The sequence below is a fragment of the Streptomyces sp. DvalAA-14 genome, assembly GCF_900091855.1.
In the GTDB taxonomy this organism is placed as follows: Bacteria; Actinomycetota; Actinomycetes; order Streptomycetales; family Streptomycetaceae; genus Actinacidiphila.
Genome location: NZ_FMCH01000661.1, coordinates 1 through 24216, shown reverse-complemented (window position 1 = coordinate 24216; position 24216 = coordinate 1). Strand labels below are relative to the sequence as shown.

Below are 24216 nucleotides of genomic sequence, written 5' to 3'. Positions count from 1 at the left end.
CTTCCAACTGGCTTGAGCCACTTACTGGCTTAAGCCAGTGGAACACATGACTGACGCAGCGTCAAGACACTGGCTTGAGCCACCTGTATGCTGCTGGTCATGACCCCGTCCGCCCCTACTTCCCAGCAGCCGCCGAGTCGACGTATCGCCGATGAGCTTCGTACACGAATCGAGCGCGGAGAGCTGGCAGCGGGCGACAAGCTCCCCTCGGAACGGGCGCTTGCCGAAGAGTACGGAGCGGCGCGCAACACGGCCCGGGAAGCCGTACGCATCCTCGCCGAGCAAGGGTTGGTAACCGCGAAGCACGGCAAGGGCGTTTTCGTTCGGCGACCGCAGAGGCTGTTTCGATTCGGCAGCGACCGGTACTCGATCAAGAATCGGGAGACGGGGCTCACGCCCTTCCGCCTGGAGACGAAGCGCCAGGGGAAGACGGCCAGGATCGATGTGCTCAGCATCACCCGCGAAGCACCACCGGCCGACGTCGCCGAGCGGCTTAGGGTCTCGCGTGACGAGGCGAGCGTGGTCCATCGGGAGAACCTCTACTTTGCCGACGACGAGCCGGTGCAGATCGTCTCCACCTACATTCGGTGGGAGGAGGCGCAGGGCACTCTCCTCATGGAGCCGAAGTCAGGGCCTAACGGTATCTACGGCCGTCTCGAAGAGCTTGGGCACGTGATGACGCGGGTCCGCGACGAGATCAGCGCCCGCATGCCGACACCCGAAGAAGCTTCGCTCCTAGACCTGCTCCCCGGCGTACCGGTGCTCGAAGTGCTCCACACCAGCCTTGACCAGAATGCCGAGCCGTTCGAGGTCACCCGCTACGTGCACCGAGCCGACCAAACCGGCCTGCTCTACGAACTCCCTGTTGAACAGCCGGCATCTCCGGAGGGGCAGTGACCAGCATTCTTGTACGCCCGATCACGGATGCCGATGTCCCCGGCGCAGCCGCAGCGTTGGTCGAAGTGCACACGACAGACGGCTACCCCGTCGAAGGTGTCGAGGAGCCCGAGTCGTGGATCCGCCCGCCGGCCGTTCTGGGCGGCTGGGTGGCGGAGGAGGAGGGGAAGATCGTCGGCCACGTGGCTGTGATGCGCCCGCGGGGAGAGGGGGCGGTCCGCCTGTGGCAGGACAAGAGCGGGGAGACAGAGGAGCGAATCGGAGTTCTGGCCCGACTCTTCGTGGTCCGCGAGGCGCGCCGCCATGCTGTCGGCGAACGGATGATGCAGGCAGCCATGGACTACGCCCGGAAGAACTCCCTACGGCTCGTGCTGGACGTGATGACAAAGGACGCCGCCGCCATCCGCCTATACGAGCGTCTTGGCTGGCAACGCATTGGTGAGGTGGCGCACCACTTCGGTGCCGATCAGCAGAGCCCCGCAGCGTGCTACGTCTGGCCCGCCGCCTGAGCTGTTACAGGTTTCTCTACCTCATCAAGGCACCCGGCTGCGCTCCGCTCCGCCGGGCGCGCGTCCGGCTTCCGGCCGCGCCCGCTCCTGTCTCCGCCCCGCTCGGCGCTGCCGGCGCCGCGCGCGCCCGCACGTAGGCCCGGGGGCATGGGATGTGAACCGCGGACAGCCCAAGGCGCGGCACAGACGGTGCCTCCGGCGGGGGCGCTCCGACTCCGAGATGGATCGAGCCCAGCCAGCGTCTGAGCGTTCGTCGTGGCGAGCCAGGACGCTCCCATCCCGCCTGCCATCGACCCGGGCAAGCCGAGCAGACGCGGCCCCTGGCGTCCAGATCGTTCGTACAGTGGCGCGCTCCATCTGGACGCCAGGAACCACGCCCGCTCCACAGGAGTGCGGGCCGACGGCAGACGAGATGGGAGCTGAAGAGAGTGGTGGTTGAGGAGGTTCGTGCAGGCGGAGGTTAAGCGCCTCAAGGACTCGCGGCTCGGCGGTCTCTGTTGTTGGCCAGCCGCAGCTTGTCGCAGCGAGGCACGGGGTCTGGGGAAACGACGTCAAACGGCTACGCAGCGAAGGTGCGCCCGGTAACATCCGTTTCTGCCAAACACCCTGGGGGGATGATGGCTTTGCAGCGGCCAGCTTGGATGACCATGAACGTCTGGACCATCGGTTCAGGTGTCCTCGGACTTGCCTTGGCAGGGCTCGGTGTCCACTTCGCGGCGTCGAGTACCGCGAGCGAGGCTCCTTCGCACTACTCGATCACGGCACCCGGAGAGGCCGAAAGTGTTGATCTCTGTCTGCCGCTCGTGAAGGGGCAGGGGCAGGTACCGCACACTGGATCGGTTTGGCTGGTCCTTCATGCCGTAGGAGGTCGCGGTTACTACCTGTCCCGACAAGTTCAGGCAGGAGATAGCGATGAATCCTGGGTCTCCGGTCCTCTCCAGGTCGGCAGTACGACCAACCGACAAGGCCAGGAGTACCAGCTCCTGCTGTGGCGGTTGAACCCCTCCTTGTCCAACGTCGTGAGCCGCATCCTTCCTGGCATGCGAGTCTTCGAGGGGTTGCCGCCAGGGGCATCGATCGTCGCCCATACCACGGTCGTCCGTACCGCCGACAAGCATGCTTGTCCCTAGCAAGGCGCGGACGGTCGTAGAACCAGAACAGTCTTCCCGGGCCATCTGTAGGCCGTCCGAGAGCGTCGTCCTCTCCACCAGTGTCTGCGCTCGCAGGTGCCGGAGGTGCCAAGCCCAGGCCATACTGGACCCATGACCTCGGTCGCAGCCGCCCGAGAGTGTGACATCCACGCCTGACATCAACGGTGGCGGATCTCGCTGGACAACCGTGGACAACCGCGGACATAGGCCCAGGGCCGTGACCTACATCACCGATGGTCACGCTAACCGATATGCAAATGGGATGATGGTCGGTATGAAGGGACGTGTCCTGGTCGTCGACGACGACACTGCGCTGTCAGAGATGCTTGGCATCGTGCTGCGTGGAGAAGGTTTTGAGCCGTCGTTCTGCGCCGACGGTGACAAGGCGCTGGCTGCTTTCCGGGAGACCAAGCCTGATCTGGTGCTCCTGGACCTGATGCTGCCGGGACGGGACGGCATTGATGTGTGTCGACAGATTCGGGCTGAGTCCGGGGTGCCGATTGTGATGCTCACGGCGAAGAGCGACACGGTGGATGTGGTGGTCGGCCTCGAGTCGGGGGCTGACGACTATGTGATCAAGCCGTTCAAGCCGAAGGAGCTGGTCGCGCGGGTCAGGGCGCGGCTGCGCCGCGCGGAGGAGCCGACCCCCGAGCAGTTGGCGATCGGTGACCTCGTGATCGATGTGGCCGGCCACTCGGTGAAGCGTGACGGGCAGCCGATCGCGCTGACTCCGCTGGAGTTCGACCTACTGGTGGCCCTGGCCCGCAAGCCGTGGCAGGTGTTCACCCGGGAGGTGTTGCTGGAGCAGGTGTGGGGTTATCGGCACGCTGCCGACACCCGGCTGGTGAATGTGCATGTTCAGCGGCTGCGGTCGAAGGTGGAGCAGGACCCGGAGCGTCCGGAGATCGTCGTGACGGTCCGCGGTGTCGGGTACAAGGCGGGACCGGGCTGAGATGAGCGTGTCGCACGAGCGTGACCGGTTGGAGAGCCGGCTTGCCGATCCCTTGCGGGGACTGCAGCCGGTGATCCGCTCGTTCGTGCGCTGGGCTCGACGTCCGCTGCAGCCGTTGGCACGGCTGTGGCGGCGGAACATCCAGCTCAGGGTGGTCGCCTTCACACTGCTCATGTCGGTCGGTGTGGTGCTGCTCCTGGGCTTCGTGGTGATCGGGCAGGTCAAGAACGGGCTGCTCGACGCCAAGGAGAAGGCCGCCGAGAATCAGGCGACCGGCGGATTTCACATCGCGCAGGACATGGCTTCCACCGGCAGCCGCTCCCAAGGCGCCTCGGGGGCCGGTGCCACCCAGTCGGGGCCCGGCGCGACGCAAGGAGCGGTCCACGCCGGGGACTGGCTGACCACCCTGGTCCAGCAGTTCGCCAGCGGCGGCAAGGGCGTCTACTGGATCGTCACTCTGAGTCCGGGGGCCGGCAGTGAGCAGTCCATCGGCCAGGCCAGTGTCAACGCGCACGGGTCGCGGGGGTCCGGCAGCATCCTGCCCGACGCGAGCATTCCCGCTTCGCTGCGTGACGCCGTCGAGAAGCACTCCGGCGCGGTTGAGCAGTACACCCTCGCGAGGACCAGTGACGGCAGTCCACCGGAGCCGGCGCTCGCCATTGGCAAGCGGCTGACGGACATCGACGGGAATTCCTACGAGCTGTACTACCTCTTCCCCTTCGACCAGGAGGAGAAGACTCTCGGCCTGGTCAAGGGCACACTTGCCACCGCGGGGATATTCGTGGTGGTCCTGCTCGGTGCGATCGCCTGGCTGGTGACCCGGCAGGTGGTGACGCCGGTGCGGATGGCCGCCGGGATCGCCGAGCGGCTGGCCGCCGGCCGGTTGCAGGAGCGCATGCAGGTCACCGGCGAGGACGACATCGCCCGCTTGGGCGAGTCCTTCAACAAGATGGCGCAGACTCTTCAGAGCAAGATCCAGCAGTTGGAGGACCTGTCCCGGATGCAGCGTCGCTTTGTCTCCGATGTCTCGCACGAGCTGCGGACACCGCTGACGACGGTACGCATGGCCGCCGACGTCATCCATGACGCACGCACGGACTTCGACCCGGTGACGGCCAGGTCCGCGGAACTGCTGCAGAACCAGCTGGACCGGTTCGAGTCGCTCCTGTCGGACCTGCTGGAGATCAGCCGGTTCGACGCGGGTGCGGCCGAGCTGTCCGCGGAGCCGATAGACCTGCGCGAGGTGGTCCGGCGGGTGGTGGATGCCGCCGAGCCCCTGGCTGAGCGCAAGGGCAGCCGGGTGGTCATAAGGGGTGACGCGCAGCCGGTGATAGCCGAGGCCGATCCCCGCCGGATGGAGCGGGTCCTGCGCAATCTGGTGGTCAATGCCATCGAACATGGCGAGGGCCAGGACGTACTGGTCCGGCTGGCGACCGCGGACGGCGCGGTGGCGATCGCGGTGCGGGACTACGGCGTCGGGCTGAAGCCGGGCGAGGCGACCCGGGTGTTCAACCGGTTCTGGCGGGCCGACCCGGCGCGGGCCCGCACCACCGGCGGTACGGGACTCGGCCTGTCCATCGCCGTCGAGGATGCCCGGCTGCACGGCGGCTGGCTGCAGGCGTGGGGAGAGCCGGGCGGAGGGTCGCAGTTCCGGGTGACGCTGCCGCGGACCGCCGGCGACAGCCTGCGGGGTTCGCCGTTGCCACTGGAACCGGACGACTCGCGACGCAACCGGGGCCTGCTCTCCTCGGGCCTACCGGCGCGACCGGCGGCGCCTGCTTCGGTCCCGGCCCCGCGTACGAGTACGACAGCTGACCGCGGTTGGGGCCGCGAGTCCGGGCAGCCGCCGCAGATACCCGGCATACCCCCTGTGCCCAGCGCGTCGCCTCGGCCACCGGCCGCCGACCCGGCGGCGTTGCCCGGCAGTGGGGCGCGGGTGGTGGAGCGCAGAGAAGCGGCCAGAGAGGGCGACGCCTGATGCGGGCGACGTGGAGCCGGGGACGGCTGCTGCGGCTGAGCGCGGTCCCGGTGTGCGCGGTGCTGCTGCTGGCCGGATGCGCTTCGATGCCCAGTAGCGGCGAGGTGCGCAAGGTCGGCGACGGGCAGCGGGCCGACGCGGATCCGCAGGTGCGGTTCTTTCCCCTCGGGCCGACAGCGGATGAGGACCCCGCGGAGATCGTCAACGGTTTCCTGCAGGCGACGACCGGCAGCGAGACGGACTTCGCGACGGCCAAGAAGTTCCTGACGAAGGACTCGGCCGCGAAGTGGAAGCCGCTGGCCGGGATCACCGTCTACTCCTCCAATGATTTCCAGGTGGCCGACGACGGCAGCGCCGGCGCGAAGAACGCCAGGATGGTCGACCTGTCCGCGGACAAGGCGGCGGTGGTGGACCACAAGCACGCCTATGAGCCGAACCAAGGTGAGTTCCAGGCGTCCTTCGAGGTGGTCAAACAGAAGGACGGGTGGCGGATAGAACGCCTGCCGGACGGCCTGATCCTGTCCGAGACGGAGTTCCAGCAGTTGTATCAATCGGCGAATGTGTACTACTTCGCCAAGCTCGGCGCCGACGCGGACCGAGACGGCGGGAAGCAGACGCTGGTCGCCGACCCGGTGTATCTGCGCAGTCAGGAGACCAATCCCCTGTTCTCCGCGGTCTCGGCGCTGCTTGACGGCCCCACGAACTGGCTGGCGCCGGTGGCCTTCAGCGGCGCGCCGACCGGTGCGCGACTGGCCGACACCGGTCCCGACGGCGGAGTGAGTCTCGACGACTCGCAGCATCTGCGGGTCCGGCTCGACAACCACAGCACGGACCGGCTGCCCCGTCAGCGCTGTGTGCAGCTGGCGGCGCAGTTGTTCGCAACGGCCCAGGCCCAGGCATCGGCGAAACTCGCCTCCGCCGAGGTGGAGCGGGCGGACGGCGCCCCGGTGTGCAGTCTGTCGAGCGCGCAGGCGTTGTCCTACGGTCCGGAGAATCTTGCTGGCGTGTCTTCCCAGTCGTATTACCTCGGGGCTGACGGCCATCGACTGCTGACCCTGGCCGGGGACAGCACCGCCGGAACGCCGGCGCCCGGGCCCTTCGGCGCGGCCAAGGCCGAGCTCAACTCGGTCGCGGTGCGGTTCGACGAGGAAGAGGCAGCCGGAGTGCGCGCCGGCGGCCGCGACCTGGTCGTGGGCCCGCTGGCCGGCAACGGGCCGTTCGGCCCGCCGGTGCTGAAGAGCACCGCGGTGGACGCGAAGAAGAACGGGCTCAGCGCCCCGAGCTGGGACGGACTGGGCGACCTGTGGGTGGCCGACCGCAATCCGGCCGATCCGAAGCTGCTGATGCTGCGCAACGGCAAGGGAACGCCGATCTCCGTGCCGGTACCCGGCCTGGACGGGAGAGTGGAGTCGCTGCGCGTCGCCTCCGACGGTGTACGGATCGCTCTGGTGGTGCAGCAGGGCTCGTCGGTGACACTGCAGCTCGGCAGGATCCAGCGGGGCACCGCGCAGCATCCTGACGCCTTCTCGGTGACCGGCCTGCGCACCCTCAGCCCCGCCGGCGAGAACGTCGCCTCGGCGTCGTGGGCCGGGGGCAGCGAGCTGGTGGTCGCCGGCACCGAGTCCGGGGAGGTGCAGCAGATCCAGTACCTGAACACGGACGGCTCGATGCCCCCCGCCCTCCAGGGGATAAACGAGGCGACCGCGGTGGCGGCCTCGGAGGACCAGAGCAAGCCGCTGCTGATGTCCTACAACGGTTACGTCTACCTGCTGCCCGCGGACGCGAACTGGCAGCGGGTCTCCCCGCAGGGTGCCGGTCCGGTCTACCCGGGGTGAGACAGGGCCCGGCCCTCCGGATCGTCCCCGGGGCACGTTGTCCACAGCCCTCGAAAGAGTGACTGGCGGCGGCGCGCGCCGCAGCCGCACAGTGGAGGTATGCGGGGCTGGTGGCAGGAGATCACCGGGCTGGTTCTGCCGGTGGACTGCGCGGGGTGCGGGCTGCCGCGGACGGAGTTGTGCGGGCGCTGTACGGGGCTGCTGGGCGGGGCGGCCCCGGCGCGCCGGGTATGGCCGTCCCCGGAGCCGCCCGGGCTGCCACCGGTGTACGCGGCGGCCCGTTACGGCGACGAGGTGCGGGCGGTGGTCCTTGCGCACAAAGAGCGTGGCGCGTTGGGTCTGGCCCGGCCGCTGGGCGCCGCATTGGCCACGGCGGTACGGCAGGTGCCCGTTGCCGGTCCGGTGCTGCTCGTGCCGGTGCCCTCGGCCCGGCGTGCGGTGGCTCAGCGGGGCCACGACGCCACCGCACGGATGGCCGGGGCAGCGGCCCGGTTGCTGCGCGGGCGGGGCGCAGCGGCCAGGGTGGTGCCCGTGCTGCGGCAGCTGCGGCCGGTGGCCGACCAGTCCGGGCTGACCGCGGCCGAGCGGCTGGCCAACTTGTCCGGCGCCGTCGCGGCTGCCGGGGGCAGATTGTCGCTGCTGCGGGCCGCTCCGGTGGTGCTGGTCGACGATCTGATGACCACCGGGGCCTCGCTGACCTTGGCAGCGGCGGCCGTCAGGGCTGCCGGCGGGTGCGTGGCGGGAGCCGCGGTGGTGGCCGGGCCGCATGATCCGGAGGCCGCTTCGGGGGCGAATGAGCGCAGGTAGCGGCGGAATTTCATCCGGATGGAGGAGCGAGGCCGCTGGGGATGCCGAGTTGCATGCTTCGGGTCTATGTTCGAGGGAGAGGGAAGTGGACCGTTGGGGTGTCGATCTTCCCAGCGGGGCAGAAGGAGGTGAAAGCCGCGGCTTCGCATCCCGGAGGCCCGGGGTGGCGAGGCAGCAGCCGACGCAGCGCCGGACGGGTCTGGCACCCGTTCCGGCCTCAGGAAAGGGATCGCCCCCGAGCAGCGGGGTGGTCCGGAACGGAGTTCTGCGTGGACATCGTCGTCAAGGGCCACAATGCCGAGGTGCCGGAAAGGTTCCGCAAGCACGTGGCCGAGAAACTGGACAAGATCCAGAAGCTCGACGGCAAGGTGATCAGCCTCGACGTCGAGGTGTCCAAGGAGCTCAATCCGCGGCAGGCGGAGCATTCGGACCGGGTGGAGATCACGCTGAACACCCGTGGTCCCGTGGTTCGCGCCGAAGCATCGGCGGCGGACCCGTACGCGGCCCTGGACGCGGCCGTCACGAAGCTGGAGGCGCGGCTGCGCAAGGCCGCGAGCAAGCGCCACACGCGACGGGGAAACGGCCGGATTCCGGCATCGGAGGTCGCCACGAGCGTGCCCGAGGCCGCGGCGATCAACGGGGACGGGGAGTTTGCCGCCGATCACGCCGACGACGGGGTGCCGACCACCAGGATCGGTCCGCTGGAAGTGCGCGGTGATGGGCCCCTGGTGGTCCGGGAGAAGACGCACCCGGCTTCGCCCATGGGGCTCGACCAGGCGCTGTACGAGATGGAACTGGTCGGGCACGACTTCTACCTCTTCGTCGACAGCGAGACGAAGCAGCCGAGTGTCGTGTACCGCCGGCAGGGCTATGACTACGGTGTCATCCACCTGAACGCGGACCAGGCAGGAGCGGGAGCTTCGGCCGGGGCCGGCGACGCGCTGTATCACGGAGCCTGACCGGCAGACGAGCGGCAGTTCGGTGCCCCCGGGTTCGTCCCGGGGGCACCATCGTGCGGGGGACGTGAAATGCTGGGCCAATGCCCAATTCTGGTCTGAGGGGGAGGATCTGATGCCGGATTTCGACCATGGGGCTCCCGGCGCGCGCGGCCCGGTCCCCTATGACGTCCCCGAGGTGAGTCCGGCCAGACCAGAACCCATCCGGGTTCTGGTCGTGGACGATCACGCGTTGTTCCGGCGGGGTCTGGAGATCGTTCTCGCGCAGGAGGAGGACATCCAGGTCATCGGTGAGGCGGGGGACGGGGCGGAAGCCGTGGAGAAGGCCGCCGACCTGCTGCCGGACATCGTGCTGATGGATGTACGGATGCCGCGCCGCGGCGGTATCGAGGCGTGCACCTCCATCAAGGAGGTGGCGCCCAGCGCCAAGATCATCATGTTGACGATAAGCGATGAGGAAGCCGACCTCTACGAGGCGATCAAGGCCGGGGCGACCGGCTATCTGCTCAAGGAGATCTCCACCGACGAGGTGGCCACCGCGATTCGGGCGGTCGCCGACGGACAGTCGCAGATCAGCCCTTCGATGGCGTCGAAGCTGCTGACCGAGTTCAAGTCGATGATCCAGCGCACCGACGAGCGGCGACTGCTGCCCGCACCCAAGCTCACCGACCGTGAGCTGGAAGTGCTCAAGCTGGTGGCGACCGGGCTGAACAACCGGGACATCGCCAAACAGCTGTTCATCAGCGAAAACACCGTGAAGAACCACGTACGCAACATCCTGGAGAAGCTGCAGCTGCACTCGCGGATGGAGGCCGTGGTCTACGCGATGCGGGAGAAGATCCTGGAGATTCGCTGACCGGACGCCGCCGGCGCATCCGGTCAGCCGATCGGTGGGTCAGCGGCGGTCCTGCGAGCGGGCGACCGCGGCCGCCAGCGGCTCGCGGAGCGTCTCCGGCAGCACCCTTTCCACCCGGGTCTCGACGCAGCCGACCCAGCCGGCTGCCTCGGTGATGGCGTCGGCTGCGGGCTGCACCGCTTTCACGCCGTCCAGCGTCACCTGCCGTGCCACCAGGGTGTGCCCCTCGCGAGACGGGTCCACCCGGCCCACCAGCTTCCCTCCGGCCAGCAGCGGCATCGCGAAGTAGCCGTGCACCCGCTTGGCCTTGGGGGTGTAGGCCTCCAGCCGGTGGGTGAAGCCGAAGATCCGCTCGGTGCGCGGCCGGTCCCAGACCAGCGAGTCGAACGGGGACAGCAGCGTCGTGCGGTGCCGGCCGCGCGGTTCGCTCGCCAGCGCTGTCGGATCGGCCCAGGCCGGCTTGCCCCACCCCTGGACTTCGACCGGGACCAGCCCCGTATCGGCGATCACCGCGGTGACCTGCTCGCCCTTGAGCCGGTGGTAGTCGGCGAGATCGGACCGGGTGGCGACACCGAGCGCCGCTCCCGCCTGGGCGACCAGTCTGCGCACGCACTCGTCGTCGGACAGATCGTCGTGCAGCAGCGCGCCGGGGACGGCACGCTCGGCGAGGTCGTAGATCCGCTTCCAGCCGCGCCGCTGGGTGCAGACCACCTCGCCGGTGTCCAGCAGCCACTCCACTGCGATCTTCGTCTCGGACCAGTCCCACCACGGTCCGCCGTTCTTGGCGCCGCCGAGTTGGGTGGAGTTCAGGGGCCCTTCGGCCTTCAGCTGATCGAGGACGGCGGCGATGGAGCGCTCGGCGTCGGCGAGCACGTGCCAGCGGTGGCCGCGGGCGCGCCGGGCCCGGCGCCGGAAGGCGAAGTGCGGCCACTCCTCAATGGGCAGGATGCAGGCGGCGTGCGACCAGTACTCGAAAGCGTGCTGGTCGGTCCAGTACGCACGCTCCACCGCTTCGCGGCCCACCGCGCCGAGGCGGGCGTAGGGGATCAGCTCGTGCGACCTGGCCAGTACCGAGATCGTGTCGAGCTGCACCGCGCCCAGTGACCGCAGGACGCCACGGGTGCCGGCCCGCCGGTCGGGGGCGCCGAGGAGGCCTTGGGCGCGCAGGACGATCCTGCGGGCCTCATCGGCGGACAAGGTGGCCTGGGGCGGCGGCAGGAGCGTCATGGCCGCAAGGATAGGACCGACCACCGACAGTGGCCCTGACCAGTCCTGACCAGCCCGGATGCGCTCGGTTACGTCCCGTACGGCAGGTAGGCGGTCGCCGATTGCCGTCCCCAGTCCGACGGCAGCAGCGAGCCGCTCCAGGCGTCCCGCCGTGTGCCTTCCTGGACGATCTTGGACCGGATGGTGCCTTCCATCACAAAGCCCAGCCGCAGGGCCACCGCGCGTGAGCCCTCGTTGCCCGCTTCCGCGTACCACTCGATCCGCTCCACCCCGAGCGCTGCGAAGGCCCAGCCGCAGACCGCGCGCCCCGCCTCCACGGTGTAGCCCTTTCCGCGCTGCTCCTTGGCGGTCCAGTAGCCGAGTTCCGCCTGGTGGTCGGGGGCGGGCAGCTGCCCGAGGCGCACCAAGCCCATCGAACCGACCAGATCACCGGTGTCCCGGGTGAAGACGCCGAAGTTGTAGAGGACGTCGTCCCGCCAGCCCTCGACGCAGATCCGGCCGACGAAGTCGTCCGCGTCCGCCAGGGCGTACGGTGAGTGCACGCTCGTCCAGCGCGGGATGTCCGGGTCCTGGCAGGCGGTGTGGACGGCCGGGGCGTCGGCGGGTGCCAGGGGGCGCAGCAGCAGGCGGTCGGTGGTGAGGCTGATCGGTTCCATGCTGAATTGCACCTTCCGGGAAGAGGCCGGGGGACCTGCGGCCGAGTATCACCGACGTCGTCAGGCGGTGGAAAACCGTTTTGCCTCCACCGGGCCTCCCGGCCTCCTGGTCTCCTCGCTTACGATGGCCGTTGCAGCTGGGCCGAGACCGTCCGAACACCGTCCGAGACAGTCGAGATCCCCCCGCTGTGCCAGCGCGGGAGCCGCGCCAGGCCCGACCGGCAAGGAGCCAGCCTACGTGTCCGTCATCAGCAAGATCATGCGTGCAGGTGAAGGCAAGATCCTGCGCAAGCTGCACCGCATCGCGGACCAGGTCAATTCCATCGAAGAGGATTTCATCAACCTCTCCGATGCCGAGCTGAGGGCCCTCACCGACGAGTACAAAGAGCGCTACGAGGCGGGCGAGTCCCTCGACGACCTGCTCCCCGAGGCGTTCGCGACCGTTCGTGAGGCGGCCAAGCGCGTACTGGGACAGCGCCACTACGACGTGCAGATCATGGGCGGTGCGGCCCTGCACCTCGGCTATGTGGCCGAGATGCGCACCGGTGAGGGAAAGACCCTGGTCGGTACCCTGCCCGCGTATCTGAACGCGATTTCCAGCAAGGGTGTCCACCTCATCACCGTCAACGACTACCTCGCCGAGCGCGACTCGGAGTGGATGGGCCGGGTGCACAAGTTCCTCGGCCTGGAGGTCGGCTGCATCCTGGCCAATATGACGCCCGCCGAGCGGCGTGAGCAGTACGCCATGGACATCACCTATGGCACCAACAACGAATTCGGCTTCGACTACCTGCGCGACAACATGGCGTGGTCGAAGGACGAGCTGGTCCAGCGCGGTCACAATTTCGCCATCGTGGACGAGGTCGACTCCATCCTGGTGGACGAGGCCCGTACCCCGTTGATCATCTCCGGTCCGGCCGACCAGGCCACCAAGTGGTACAGCGACTTCGCCCGTCTGGTGAAGCGGCTCAGCCGCGGCGAGGCCAGCAGCCTCGGCAAGGAGGAGACCGGCGACTACGACGTGGACGAGAAGAAGCGCACGGTCGCCATCCACGAGACCGGCGTCGCCAAGGTCGAGGACTGGCTGGGCATCGACAACCTCTACGAGTCGGTGAACACCCCGCTCGTCGGTTATCTGAACAACGCCATCAAGGCCAAGGAGCTCTACAAGAACGACAAGGACTACGTCGTCATGGACGGCGAAGTCATGATCGTCGACGAGCACACCGGCCGTATCCTGGCCGGCCGCCGCTACAACGAGGGCATGCACCAGGCGATCGAGGCGAAGGAAGAGGTGGACATCAAGGACGAGAACCAGACCCTTGCCACCATCACCCTGCAGAACTTCTTCCGCCTGTACGACAAGCTCTGCGGTATGACCGGTACGGCCATGACCGAGGCCGCCGAGTTCCACCAGATCTACAAGCTCGGTGTGGTCCCGATCCCCACCAACCGCCCGATGCAGCGCCTCGACAAGCCGGACCTGATCTACCGCACCGAAGAGGCGAAGTTCGCGGCCGTGGTCGAGGACATCGTGGAGAAGCACGAGAAGGGCCAGCCGGTCCTGGTCGGCACGGTCTCCGTCGAGAAGTCGGAGTACCTCTCGGCTCAGCTGTCCAAGCGCGGTGTGCCGCACGAGGTGCTGAACGCCAAGCAGCACGACCGGGAGGCGTCCATCGTCGCCCAGGCGGGCCGCAAGGGCGCCGTCACCGTCGCCACCAACATGGCCGGCCGCGGCACCGACATCAAGCTCGGCGGCAACCCCGACGACCTCGCCGAGGCGGAGCTGCGGCAGCGCGGCCTCGACCCGGTCGAGCACGTCGAGGAGTGGGCCGCGGCCCTCCCGCAGGCGCTGGAGCGCGCGGAGGCCGCCGTCAAGGCCGAGTTCGAGGAGGTCAAGGAGCTCGGCGGGCTGTACGTGCTGGGCACCGAGCGCCACGAGTCGCGCCGGATCGACAACCAGCTGCGTGGCCGCAGCGGCCGGCAGGGCGACCCGGGCGAGTCCCGTTTCTACCTCTCGCTCGGCGACGACCTGATGCGGCTGTTCAAGGCGCAGATGGTCGAGCGTGTGATGTCCATGGCGAACGTGCCGGACGACGTGCCGATCGAGAACAAAATGGTCACGCGGGCCATCGCCTCCGCGCAGTCCCAGGTGGAGCAGCAGAACTTCGAGATCCGTAAGAACGTCCTGAAGTACGACGAGGTGCTCAACCGGCAGCGCGAGGTCATCTACGGCGAGCGCCGCCGCGTCCTGGAGGGCGAGGATCTGCACGAGCAGGTGCAGCACTTCATGGACGACACCATCGACGCGTACATCGACGCCGAGACCCGCGAGGGCTTCGCCGAGGACTGGGACCTGGATCGGCTGTGGGGCGCCTTCAAGCAGCTCTACCCGGCCAAGGTCACCATCGACGAGCTGGAGGACGCGGCCGGCGACCGGGCCGGCATCACTTCCGAGTTCATCGCCGAGTCGGTCAAGGACGACATCCACGAGCAGTACGCCGAGCGGGAGAAGCAGCTCGGCGAGGAGATCATGCGCGAGCTGGAGCGGCGCGTGGTCCTCTCGGTGCTGGACCGCAAGTGGCGCGAGCACCTGTACGAGATGGACTACCTCCAGGAGGGCATCGGCCTGCGCGCCATGGCGCAGCGCGACCCGCTGGTGGAGTACCAGCGTGAGGGCTTCGACATGTTCACCGCCATGATGGACGGCATCAAGGAGGAGTCCGTCGGCTACCTGTTCAACCTGGAGGTCCAGGTCGAGCAGCAGGTCGAGGAGGTCCCGGTGACGGACGCCGAGGTCGAGGACGCGGTGCCGTCCTTGGTCAAGGAGGTCCGGCCGGAGATCCGCGCCAAGGGCCTGGAGGCTCCCAAGCGGGCCGACCGGCTGCACTTCTCCGCTCCTTCGGTGGACGGTGAGGGCGGTGTCGTCGAGGGCGACTTCGCCGGCGCGGCGGTGGACGGCGGCGGTTCCGCCGACGACGACGAGAGCGGCACGACGCGCGCCGAGCGCCGCCGGGCCGCCAAGGGCGGGCGCCGGCGCAAGAAGTAGGAGCCGCGGCAGGCGGAATTCCACCGGCTCGGGGCCGGACCGATCAGGTCCGGCCCCGAGCCGTGTTCATGTCCGGACCGGCATCCGGTTGGCCTACGGCGCCGGTGGCGCGGCTGCGACGGGGCAGCCTCTCGGCTGCTCGCCGGTGTCACCGCGCGGCCACCGCGGTGCAGCGCCAGCGGGCCGGTCCGTAGCCGGGGCCCGATTCGTCGTCGCCGGGTTCGAGGCGGAAGGCCAGCGCCCGGAAGACGTCCTGGTCCAGCGCCACCACGGCCGTCACTTCCAGGGCTCCGCCGGCGGTACGGAAAATCCGGCAGCGGTACACGTACGGGGTACGGCCCCGGGCTCGGCGGCGCCAGTCGGCGCGGGCCGCGTGCAGCTCCCACAGCCGCTGGTAGGCCTCGTCGCGCACCCGGCCGGCCAGGCAGGTCAGCGGCTGCCGCCCGGTCAGCACCTCCAGCAGGCGGCCGGCGAACCAGATGTGGGGCGGCAGCGGGCGGAGCCCCGGGGTCGTGCCGGGCTGCGTGAGGGGCCCGGTGGCGGCGGGCATGGCGGGGCCTGCGGCGGGGCGGACGGTGGCGCCCGGGCGTCCGGCGGGGCGCCTGGTGTCCCGCCGGCCGGGCGGCGCGGCGCTGCCGGAGCGGCGAGCGGCGCCGGCGGCCGGGGTCGGAACGGACGAGGGCAGGGCAGGGCTGCGCACGGACGGACTCCCAAGATCGTTACCGGTTGGTAGGGCCGGTTGTAGGGGGTCGCGGCTGTCGCGGGCAAGCGATCGGGGGGCCGAGAGGGGGTCGGCGGGAGGCCGACTGAGATTCACCTATCAGGCTGGTGCCGCACGTATGCTTCACGCCATGCGCGTCTACATTCCCACCACGCTTGCCGGGCTGGCCGAGGCCTACAAGGCAGGCGAATTCGGGCCCGTGCCGCTGGACGCCTTCGCGGTGACGCCCGGCCTGCGCGAGTGGTACGTCTCCGACGACATCGAGGAACTGGAGTACGCCGCGTTGACGCGGGCGGCGCAGGCGTCGTTGCGGATGCTCGCGGCGCATCCGGACGTTCCGCGCCGCCGGGTGGTCGTCGCGGTGGACATCGCCGACGGCGAGGTGCACCATGACCCGGACCGCGGCTTGGACCCGGGCACGCTCGGCGAGGTGCGGCTGGCCGGGGGCGTCCCGCTGGCCAAGGCCGCAGCCGTGCATCTCGACGCGGACGGGGCCGAGCGTGACGTGCGTGCCGCCGCCGACGCGGTCGGGGCGGCCGACACCGGCGACGACGACGCGCAGTTCACGGTCGACGGGGCCGAGGACCACGAACTGCTCTGGTTCGCGACACAGGAGATCCCCCATCTGATCGGCTGAGCCGGGGCGCGTGCGGCCCGAGTTCGGCCGGACGGCGGGAGTTATCCACAGGCCGGAAACGGGCCGTCGCACCGCGCGAGTACCTTTTCTCCTGTGAACGCGCATCTCGTGTGGGACTGGAACGGCACCCTGTTCCACGACATGGACGCGGTGATCGGGGCCACCAACGCCTCCTTCGCCGAGCTCGGCTTGCCACCGATCACCCTTGACCGCTATCGCGAGTTGTACTGCGTGCCGGTGCCCCTCTTCTACGAGCGGCTCATCGGCAGGCTGCCGACGGACGCCGAGTGGGAGGTCATGGACGCCACCTTCCACCGCCACTACTGGGCCCTGGCCGAGGCGTGCGGGCTGGCCGAGGGCGCCCTGGAGCTGCTCACCGCCCGTCAGGCGGCCGGTCTGACCCAGTCACTGTGCTCGCTCGCCCCGCACGACAAGTTGCTGCCCATGGTCACCTCGCACGGCATCGACGCGCACTTCGTGCGGGTGGACGGCCGCGTCGGCCCGTCCACCGAGGGCAAGGCCGCCCAGATGGCCCGTCACCTCGCCTCCATCGGTGTGCCGGACGGCGGCCCGGTGGTGGTGATCGGAGACGCCCTGGACGACGCGGCGGCAGCGGCCTACGTCGGTGCGTCCGCGGTCCTCTACACGGGAGGCTCGGGCAGCCGCCGCAGTCTGGAGTCGGCCGGGGTGCCGGTGGTGGACACCCTTGCGGAAGCCGTCCGGCTGGCCGAGGACATAACGCGCTGACCAGGGCCGGAGCCCGACTTCTGGCCAATCCGGCCAAAGGTGTGCACTGCATTTGTACGAAGGCGGCGCATACAGGCACCCCGGCCGGAGCGATAGCCTTGACGCCGTGATCATCGTTGATCCGTGCACCCGGGACCGATCCGTGCTTGTGCGCACGACGACCCCTTTTCCGGTATGACGTCGTCCCGCAGCGGTAACCCCGCGTCGCTGGAGGACGTGCCACCACCCGACGTCACGCAACGGCGCGCGACAGGAGTCAGAGAACATGCAGACCAAGCTGGACGAAGCCAAGGCCGAGTTGCTGGAACGGGCAGCCCGGGTCGGTGAGAACAGCCCGGCTGGAGCGGTATCCGGCCAGGGCCTCGACGCGGAGACGCTGATCGCGTTCCTCCAGCGCTACTACCTGCACAGCGCACCCGAAGACCTGATGGACCGCGATCCGGTCGACATCTTCGGCGCCGCGCTCTCCCACTACCGGCTCGCGGAGGCACGCCCGCAGGGCACCGCCAACGTCCGGGTGCACACCCCCACCGTCGAGGAGAACGGCTGGCAGAGCAGCCACACCGTGGTCGAGGTCGTCACCGACGACATGCCCTTCCTCGTCGACTCGGTGACCAGCGCGCTCAACCAGGCCAACCGGGCCATCCACGTCGTGTTCCATCCCCAGTTCCAGGTCCGCCGGGACATCACCGGCAAGCTCCTGGAGGTGATCGGTTCGGGGTGCGCCCCGGAGGACGAGCCACTGCCGCACGACGTGCTCATCGAGTCCTGGATCCATGTCGAGATCGACCGCGAGACCGACAAGGCCGACCTCAAGGAGATCAGCGCCGATCTCCGCCAGGTCCTGTCCGATGTACGCGAGTCCGTCGAGGACTGGACGAAGATGCGCCAGGCCGCGATGTCCATCGCCGACGAACTCGCCGCCGCCCCGGCGCCGCTGCCCGAGCCCGAGTCCGGTGAGGCGGTGGAACTCATGCGCTGGCTCTGCGAGGACCACTTCACCTTCCTCGGCTACCGCGAGTACACGCTGACCACCGAGCCCGGGCCCGACGGCGAGGAGGAGGACGTGCTGCAGGCAATCCCCGGCACCGGCCTGGGCATCCTGCGCTCCGACCCCGTGCACCCGACAGCGGACAGCACCCATCCCGGGCATCCGGGCCACCCGGGCTCGCCGTCGTTCAACCGGCTGTCGGCCGACGCGCGGGCCAAGGCCCGCGAGCCCAGACTGCTGATCTTGACCAAGGCCAACAGCCGGTCCACCGTGCACCGCCCGTCCTACCTCGACTACGTCGGCGTCAAGCGGTTCGACACCGAGGGCAAGGTGATCGGGGAGTGCCGCTTCCTCGGCCTGTTCTCGTCGGCCGCCTACACCGAGTCGATCCGGCGCGTCCCGGTGATCCGCCGCAAGGTCGACGAGGTGCTGGACGGCGCCGGCTTCACCGCCGACAGCCACGACGGCCGCGACCTGCTGCAGATCCTGGAGACCTTCCCGCGCGACGAGCTGTTCCAGACACCCGCCGACGAACTGCGGTCCATCGTCACCAGCGTGCTGTATCTCCAGGAGCGCCGAAAGCTCCGGCTCTTCCTGCGGCAGGACGAGTACGGCCGCTACTACTCCGCGCTGGTGTACCTGCCGCGTGACCGCTACACCACGGCCGTGCGGCTGCGGCTGACCCATATCCTCCAGGAGGAACTGGGCGGCCACAGCGCCGACTTCACCGCCTGGAACACGGAGTCGGTACTGTCCCGGCTGCACTTCGTGGTCCGGGTGGATCCCGGCACCCCGCTGCTTCAGCTCAACGACGTGGACGTGGAACGCATCGAGAACAGGCTCTCGGAAGCCACTCGTTCGTGGGCGGACGGTTTCGCCGAGGCGATGACCGCCGAATGCGGCGAGGAGCGGGCCGCCGAGCTGATCCGCCGGTACGGCCAGGCGTTCCCCGACGGCTACCGTGCCGACTTCGCCCCCCGCGTCGCGGTGGCCGACCTCCAGCACATCGCGACCCTGGGCGAGGACGACTTCACCCTCAGCCTGTACGAGCCGGTCGGCGCGGTCCTCGAGGAGCGCCGCTTCAAGATCTACCGCACGGGCGCTCCGGTGTCCTTGTCGGCGGTGCTGCCGGTGCTCCAGCGACTCGGGGTCGAGGTTGTCGACGAGCGCCCGTACGAGCTGCTGCGCCGGGCCGACAACCCCCGCACCTGGATCTACGACTTCGGCCTCCGGCTGGACCCGGCCCTGGGCGACCTCGGCGACGACGCCCGCGAGCGGTTCCAACAGGCTTTCGCCGCCACCTGGACCGGCCAGGCCGAGAACGACGGCTTCAACGCCCTGGTGCTGCGGGCCGGGCTCGACTGGCGGGAGGCCCTGGTGCTCCGGGCCTACGCCAAATACCTGCGGCAGGCCGGCTCGACCTTCAGCCAGGACTACATGGAGGACACCCTCCGTAACAACGTCCACACCACCCGGCTGCTGACCAATCTCTTCCAGGCCCGGCTGTCGCCCGACCACCAGCGGGCCGGCAGCGAACTGACCGAGGGCATCCTGGAAGAGCTGGACTTCGCTCTCGACCAGGTGGCCAGCCTGGACGAGGACCGGATCCTGCGGGCCTTCCTGACCCTCATCAAGGCGACGCTGCGCACCAACTTCTTCCAGCGCGACTCCCAGGGCAACCCGCACGCCTACCTGTCGATGAAATTCGACCCGCAGGCGATCCCCGACCTGCCGGCTCCCCGCCCGGCGTTCGAGATCTGGGTGTACTCGCCGCGCGTGGAGGGCGTCCATCTGCGTTTCGGGAAGGTGGCCCGCGGCGGGCTGCGCTGGTCCGACCGCCGCGAGGACTTCCGGACCGAGGTGCTCGGGCTGGTCAAGGCGCAGATGGTGAAGAACACCGTCATCGTGCCGGTCGGCGCCAAGGGCGGCTTCGTCGGCAAGCGGCTGCCGGACCCCACCGTCGACCGGGACGCCTGGATGGCCGAGGGCATCGCCTCCTACAAGACCTTCATCTCCGGCCTGCTCGACATCACCGACAACCTGGTGGCCGGCGAGGTGGTCCCGCCGCAGAACGTGGTGCGGCACGACGAGGACGACACCTACCTGGTGGTTGCCGCGGACAAGGGCACCGCGTCCTTCTCCGACATCGCCAACGAGGTCGCGGTCAGTTACGGCTTCTGGCTCGGCGACGCCTTCGCGTCGGGCGGTTCGGTCGGCTACGACCACAAGAAGATGGCCATTACCTCCAGCGGCGCCTGGGAGTCGGTGAAACGGCACTTCAGGGAGACCGGCCACAACACGCAGGAAGAGGACTTCACCGTCGTCGGCATCGGCGACATGTCCGGTGACGTGTTCGGCAACGGGATGCTGCTGTCCGAGCACATCAGACTGGTCGCCGCCTTCGACCACCGGCACATCTTCCTCGACCCCAATCCGGACACGGCCACCTCCTACGCCGAGCGGCGCCGGATGTTCGAACTGCCCCGCTCCTCGTGGGCCGACTACAACACCTCGCTGATCTCCTCCGGCGGCGGCGTGTACCCCCGCACCGCCAAGGCGATCCCGCTCAGCGCCAACGTCCGCAAGGCTCTCGGCCTGGAGGTCTCCGCGGCGAAGATCACCCCCGCCGAGCTGATGAAGGCGATCCTCCAGGCGCCGGTGGACCTGCTGTGGAACGGCGGCATCGGCACCTACGTCAAGGCGTCCACCGAGACCCAGGCCGACGTCGGCGACAAGGCCAACGACGCCATCCGCATCGACGGTGCGCAGCTGCGGGTCAAGGTGGTCGGCGAGGGCGGCAATCTGGGCTTCACCCAGCTCGGGCGGATCGAGTTCGCCCGCTCCGGCGGCCCGGACGGCTCGGGCGGGCGGATCAACACCGACGCCATCGACAACAGTGCCGGGGTGGACGCCTCCGACCACGAGGTCAACATCAAGATCCTGCTCAACAGCGTGGTCGCCGAGGGCGATCTGACCGTGAAGCAGCGCAACAACCTGCTGGCCGAGATGACCCACGAGGTCGGCGATCTCGTGCTGCGCAACAACTACGCGCAGAATGTCGCGCTCGGCAACAGCATGGCGCAGAGCAGCAGCCTGCTTCACGCCCATCAGCGGTTCATCCGGCGGCTGGCGCGGGACGGGCATCTGGACCGCGCGCTGGAATTCCTGCCCACCGACCGGCAGATCCGTGAGCGGCTGGCGGCCGGCCAAGGGCTGACGCAGCCGGAGCTGGCCGTGATCCTCGCCTACGCCAAGATCACGACCGCCGACGAGCTGATCCACACCGATCTGCCCGACGACCCGTATCTGCGCTCCCTGCTGCACGCCTACTTCCCGGTCCCGCTGCGGGAGCGCTTCGAGCAGCAGATCGACGGTCACGCCCTGCACCGCGAGATCGTCACCACGGTGCTGGTCAACGACACCGTGAACACCGGCGGTACGACGTTCCTGCACCGCTTCCGGGAGGAGACCGGTGCCACGACCGACGAGATCGTGCGAGCGCACACGGTGGCGCGCACGGTCTTCGACCTCGGGCGCATCTGGGACGAGGTGGAGGCGCTCGACAACGTGGTGGGCGCCGATGTGCAGACCCGGATCAGGCTGCACTCGCGACGCCTGGTCGAGCGTGGCACCCGCTGGCTGCTGAACAACCGGATCCAGCCGCTGCAGATCGCCGAGACCATCGACTTCTTCACCGAGCGGGTCCACACGGTGTGGGCGCAGCTCCCCAAGCTGCTGCGCGGCGCGGACCTGGACTGGTACCAGTCCCTGCACGACGAACTGACCGGTGCCGGGGTGCCGGAGGAACTGGCCAACCGGGTCGCCGGATTCTCCTCGGCGTTCCCGACGCTGGACATCGTCGGGGTCGCCGACCGGAGCGGCAAGGACCCGCTGGAGGTGGCCGAGGTCTATTTCGACCTCGCCGACCGGCTGCAGATCACCCAGCTGCTGGACCGGATCATCCTGCTGCCGCGGGCCGACCGCTGGCAGTCCATGGCGCGGGCCGCGATCCGCGAGGACCTGTTCGCGGCGCACGCGGCCCTCACCGCGGACGTACTGGCCGCGGGCGAGGGGCTGACCCGGCCCGAGCAGCGCTACCAGGCGTGGGAGGACCAGAACTCCGGATTGATCAGCCGGGCCCGCACCACCCTGGAGGAGATCCAGGGAGCGGAGGAGTTCGACCTGGCCAGTCTGTCGGTGGCGATGCGCACCTTCCGCACGCTGCTGCGCACGCACCGGTAGGCCCGGGACGCGCGAGGTGGGCCGCACCTGCCGGAGGTACGGCCCACCGCCTTGACAACTGCACAGTGATCGCCGGATCGCTGCCGGTCCGCTGGGCGGCCCGGGCTGGCGGGTGCGGGACTCACCCGCGGCACAGCGCCTGTTCCGCCCGGACCGGGTCGTCGGGGTAGCGGAAACCGGTGCGGGTCCAGGCGCCCGCGAGGTTGCGCAGGAAGCGGGAGGGCGTGAGGGGCGCGCGTACGGAGGACTGGAGCTCGGCGAGGGGCCCGCAGGTCAGGGCATGGCGGGCGGCGCGGACCCGGGCCGGGTCGATGCCGGGTGGCGGGGTGGTGGCCGGGTCGGTGTAGTCGGCGATGATCCAGGCGGGGTCGAGCGGCTTCTCGTGGCCCGAGCGGCCGGCGGTGCGGCCTGCGGCGCGGGTCTGGTGGGCGGCCAGCGGGTAGGCCAGGCCGAGCGGGTCCACCGAGGTGTCGGAAAGCGGGGTCACGATGCCGTTGTAGCCGAGCAGGTCGTAGGAACCGGCCGTTCGGGCGCGGAGGCGACGGGCGAGCGGGAGCGAAACGAAACGGCCGTTGCTGGCCGGGGTCTGGAGCAGCAGCACCGGTTTGCCCGCCGAGTCGGCGGCGCGCAGCGCGGGGCGCAGGGGTTTGGCGCGCCGTGCGTGGGTGGCCTCGGTGATCGGGTGCGGGTCGTGGGTGTACGAGACGTAGTCGCGCTGCTCGTCGAGGATCAGATACGGATTGCCGCTCGAGGCCACCGGCCGCCACAGCAGCGCGCAGCACACCGCCCAGACGGCGAGCGCGCCGGCCACGGCCACCACCGGCCGGGACAGCGGGACCGCGCACAGCGGCATCATCAGCAGCAGCAGGCCGGGCACCAGCAGTCGGCCGTGCATGAAGTCGCCGCCGACCCGGCAGACGTACAGCCAGGAGAGCAGCCCGGCGACCGGTGGCGCCAGCAGTTCCGGGCGGGCGGCGGCGCGTCGCGGGACGAAGGCGAAAGCGGCGAGCCCCGCGAGCAGGGTCAGGGGCAGCCACAGGTGGTAGGGGCCGGTGAAGTTGCCGAGGTACGCGAAGCCGCGCGTCCACACCGCGTCCGAGGCCTCCTTGGTGAGGGCGGGTAGGGGGACGAGGACTCCGTAGTAGCCGGCTCGGAAGACCTCGTAGGCGGCCGGCAGTCCGGCCGCGGCGCCCAGCATCAGCAGGGTCCGCCCGACAGGCGGGCGCAGCAGCCACCACAGGGCGCCCAGGAAAACCGCGCTGACCAGGGCGAGGTCGGGCCGGACGAGTGGACCGAGGCCGATGACGAACGCGGTCGCCCACTCCCGTCGGCGGCGGAGGCCGGTCCGGCCGGTTGCCGGGGGTGCCGCCGTGGGGCGCGCACCGACCAGGAGCCACCAGGCGGCGCCGATCCAGCCGGTGGTGAGGCCGTTCTCCAGGCCGGAGGAGGCGTAGTCCCAGTCGGCCTTGACCGCGAGCAGCACCAGCATGCCGAGTGGCAGCAGGGGAGCCGCGGTCAGCGGGCGTACGGCTTTGCGGGCGGCTGCCGTCGCGGCGAGGTAGCCGGCGCCGGTGAGCAGGATGCCGAGGGTGACCGCGACCACCGACGGGTCCCGGCCGCTGAGGTAGGTGGCGGCAGTCACCAGCCACTGCCACAGCGTCCCGGTGGACGCTTCGGCGCGCTCGCCGACATTGAAGACAGGACCGTGGCCGGCCAGGAGTTGACGCACCGTCCGGGCGTAGATCATGCCGTCGTCGCCGACCCATCGCTGCCGGTACCCGAGGTACATGGCGAGCAAGGCCGGGCCGCCCACGATCGCCGCCTCCCGTACCGGCCGCCGGCCGAGCCGCTCGGCTGGCGGCGGAGTGGCGGGCTCCACCTCCTCGGGGCGAGGTGACTCGGGGATCAGCTCATGCGATGTCATGACAACTCCAGGCTCCGGTGTCCTCGCTCCCCGAGCCTCCCAAGGCGCCCCCGCATCCCCGGCCCGCCACGCGGGTACCGC

General features: G+C 69.6%; 16 protein-coding genes. 12 read left to right on the top strand and 4 right to left on the bottom strand.

Annotated elements, in window-relative coordinates; all coding sequences use genetic code 11:
- Window positions 1-99: 99 nt before the first annotated feature.
- The 8 genes from GA0115240_RS35080 (at window position 100) to GA0115240_RS35045 (ending at window position 9941) form a co-directional block, all read left to right on the top strand.
- A complete protein-coding gene (locus tag GA0115240_RS35080; protein WP_093743198.1) occupies window positions 100-897 on the top strand; it encodes a GntR family transcriptional regulator in 798 nt (265 codons plus the stop codon).
- Window positions 894-1406 (top strand): GNAT family N-acetyltransferase, encoded by a 513-nt coding sequence (locus GA0115240_RS35075; protein WP_093743165.1) that lies wholly within the window; start codon window positions 894-896, stop codon window positions 1404-1406. The genes GA0115240_RS35080 and GA0115240_RS35075 overlap by 4 nt, the downstream gene beginning before the upstream one ends.
- Window positions 1407-2819: 1413 nt before the next feature.
- Window positions 2820-3509, top strand: a complete 690-nt coding sequence (gene mtrA / locus GA0115240_RS35070; RefSeq protein WP_202452062.1) for an MtrAB system response regulator MtrA — start codon at window positions 2820-2822, stop codon at window positions 3507-3509.
- Between the two features lies 1 nt (window position 3510).
- Window positions 3511-5487 (top strand): MtrAB system histidine kinase MtrB, encoded by a 1977-nt coding sequence (gene mtrB, locus GA0115240_RS35065; RefSeq protein ID WP_093743163.1) that lies wholly within the window; start codon window positions 3511-3513, stop codon window positions 5485-5487.
- Window positions 5487-7322, top strand: coding sequence for an LpqB family beta-propeller domain-containing protein (locus GA0115240_RS35060; RefSeq protein WP_093743162.1), 1836 nt, complete (start codon window positions 5487-5489; stop codon window positions 7320-7322). Before mtrB ends, GA0115240_RS35060 begins: the two co-directional genes overlap by 1 nt.
- 99 nt (window positions 7323-7421) lie before the next feature.
- The gene (locus GA0115240_RS35055) at window positions 7422-8129 is read left to right on the top strand and encodes a ComF family protein (RefSeq protein WP_093743161.1); all 708 of its coding nucleotides are present in this window, start codon (window positions 7422-7424) and stop codon (window positions 8127-8129) included.
- Between the two features lie 269 nt (window positions 8130-8398).
- Window positions 8399-9088 (top strand): ribosome hibernation-promoting factor, HPF/YfiA family, encoded by a 690-nt coding sequence (hpf, locus tag GA0115240_RS35050; RefSeq protein ID WP_093743159.1) that lies wholly within the window; start codon window positions 8399-8401, stop codon window positions 9086-9088.
- A 112-nt stretch (window positions 9089-9200) separates the two neighbouring features.
- Window positions 9201-9941, top strand: coding sequence for a response regulator (locus GA0115240_RS35045; RefSeq protein WP_237555465.1), 741 nt, complete (start codon window positions 9201-9203; stop codon window positions 9939-9941).
- 39 nt (window positions 9942-9980) lie between these two features.
- On the opposite strand, the gene GA0115240_RS35040 is transcribed toward GA0115240_RS35045, so the two are convergent.
- Window positions 9981-11168, bottom strand: a complete 1188-nt coding sequence (locus GA0115240_RS35040) for a winged helix-turn-helix domain-containing protein (RefSeq protein ID WP_176725260.1) — start codon at window positions 11166-11168, stop codon at window positions 9981-9983.
- Between the two features lie 68 nt (window positions 11169-11236).
- Window positions 11237-11824, bottom strand: coding sequence for a GNAT family N-acetyltransferase (locus GA0115240_RS35035; RefSeq protein ID WP_093743157.1), 588 nt, complete (start codon window positions 11822-11824; stop codon window positions 11237-11239).
- Window positions 11825-12062: 238 nt separating this feature from the next.
- Between GA0115240_RS35035 and secA the strand changes: the two genes are divergently transcribed.
- Entirely contained in the window at window positions 12063-14873 is a 2811-nt protein-coding gene (gene secA, locus GA0115240_RS35030) for a preprotein translocase subunit SecA (protein ID WP_093743155.1), read from the top strand.
- 148 nt (window positions 14874-15021) lie between these two features.
- Here secA and GA0115240_RS35025 read toward each other — a convergent pair whose 3' ends face one another.
- Entirely contained in the window at window positions 15022-15573 is a 552-nt protein-coding gene (locus tag GA0115240_RS35025; RefSeq protein ID WP_256070213.1) for an Rv3235 family protein, read from the bottom strand.
- 151 nt (window positions 15574-15724) lie between these two features.
- On the opposite strand from GA0115240_RS35025, the gene GA0115240_RS35020 reads away from it, so the two are divergent.
- The 3 genes from GA0115240_RS35020 to GA0115240_RS35010 all read left to right on the top strand — a co-directional run bounded on the left by GA0115240_RS35020 (window position 15725) and on the right by GA0115240_RS35010 (window position 22211).
- Complete coding sequence (locus GA0115240_RS35020; RefSeq protein ID WP_093743192.1) at window positions 15725-16231, top strand: DUF6912 family protein; 507 nt, start codon at window positions 15725-15727, stop codon at window positions 16229-16231.
- Window positions 16232-16324: 93 nt separating this feature from the next.
- Complete coding sequence (locus tag GA0115240_RS35015) at window positions 16325-16978, top strand: HAD family hydrolase (RefSeq protein WP_093743153.1); 654 nt, start codon at window positions 16325-16327, stop codon at window positions 16976-16978.
- 265 nt (window positions 16979-17243) lie between these two features.
- Window positions 17244-22211, top strand: coding sequence for an NAD-glutamate dehydrogenase (locus GA0115240_RS35010; RefSeq protein ID WP_093743151.1), 4968 nt, complete (start codon window positions 17244-17246; stop codon window positions 22209-22211).
- 121 nt (window positions 22212-22332) lie between these two features.
- On the opposite strand, the gene GA0115240_RS35005 is transcribed toward GA0115240_RS35010, so the two are convergent.
- Window positions 22333-24135 carry a hypothetical protein gene (locus tag GA0115240_RS35005; RefSeq protein WP_141709077.1) on the bottom strand — a complete coding sequence of 601 codons (1803 nt, stop codon included), beginning with the start codon at window positions 24133-24135 and terminating at the stop codon, window positions 22333-22335.
- Window positions 24136-24216 lie beyond the last annotated feature (81 nt).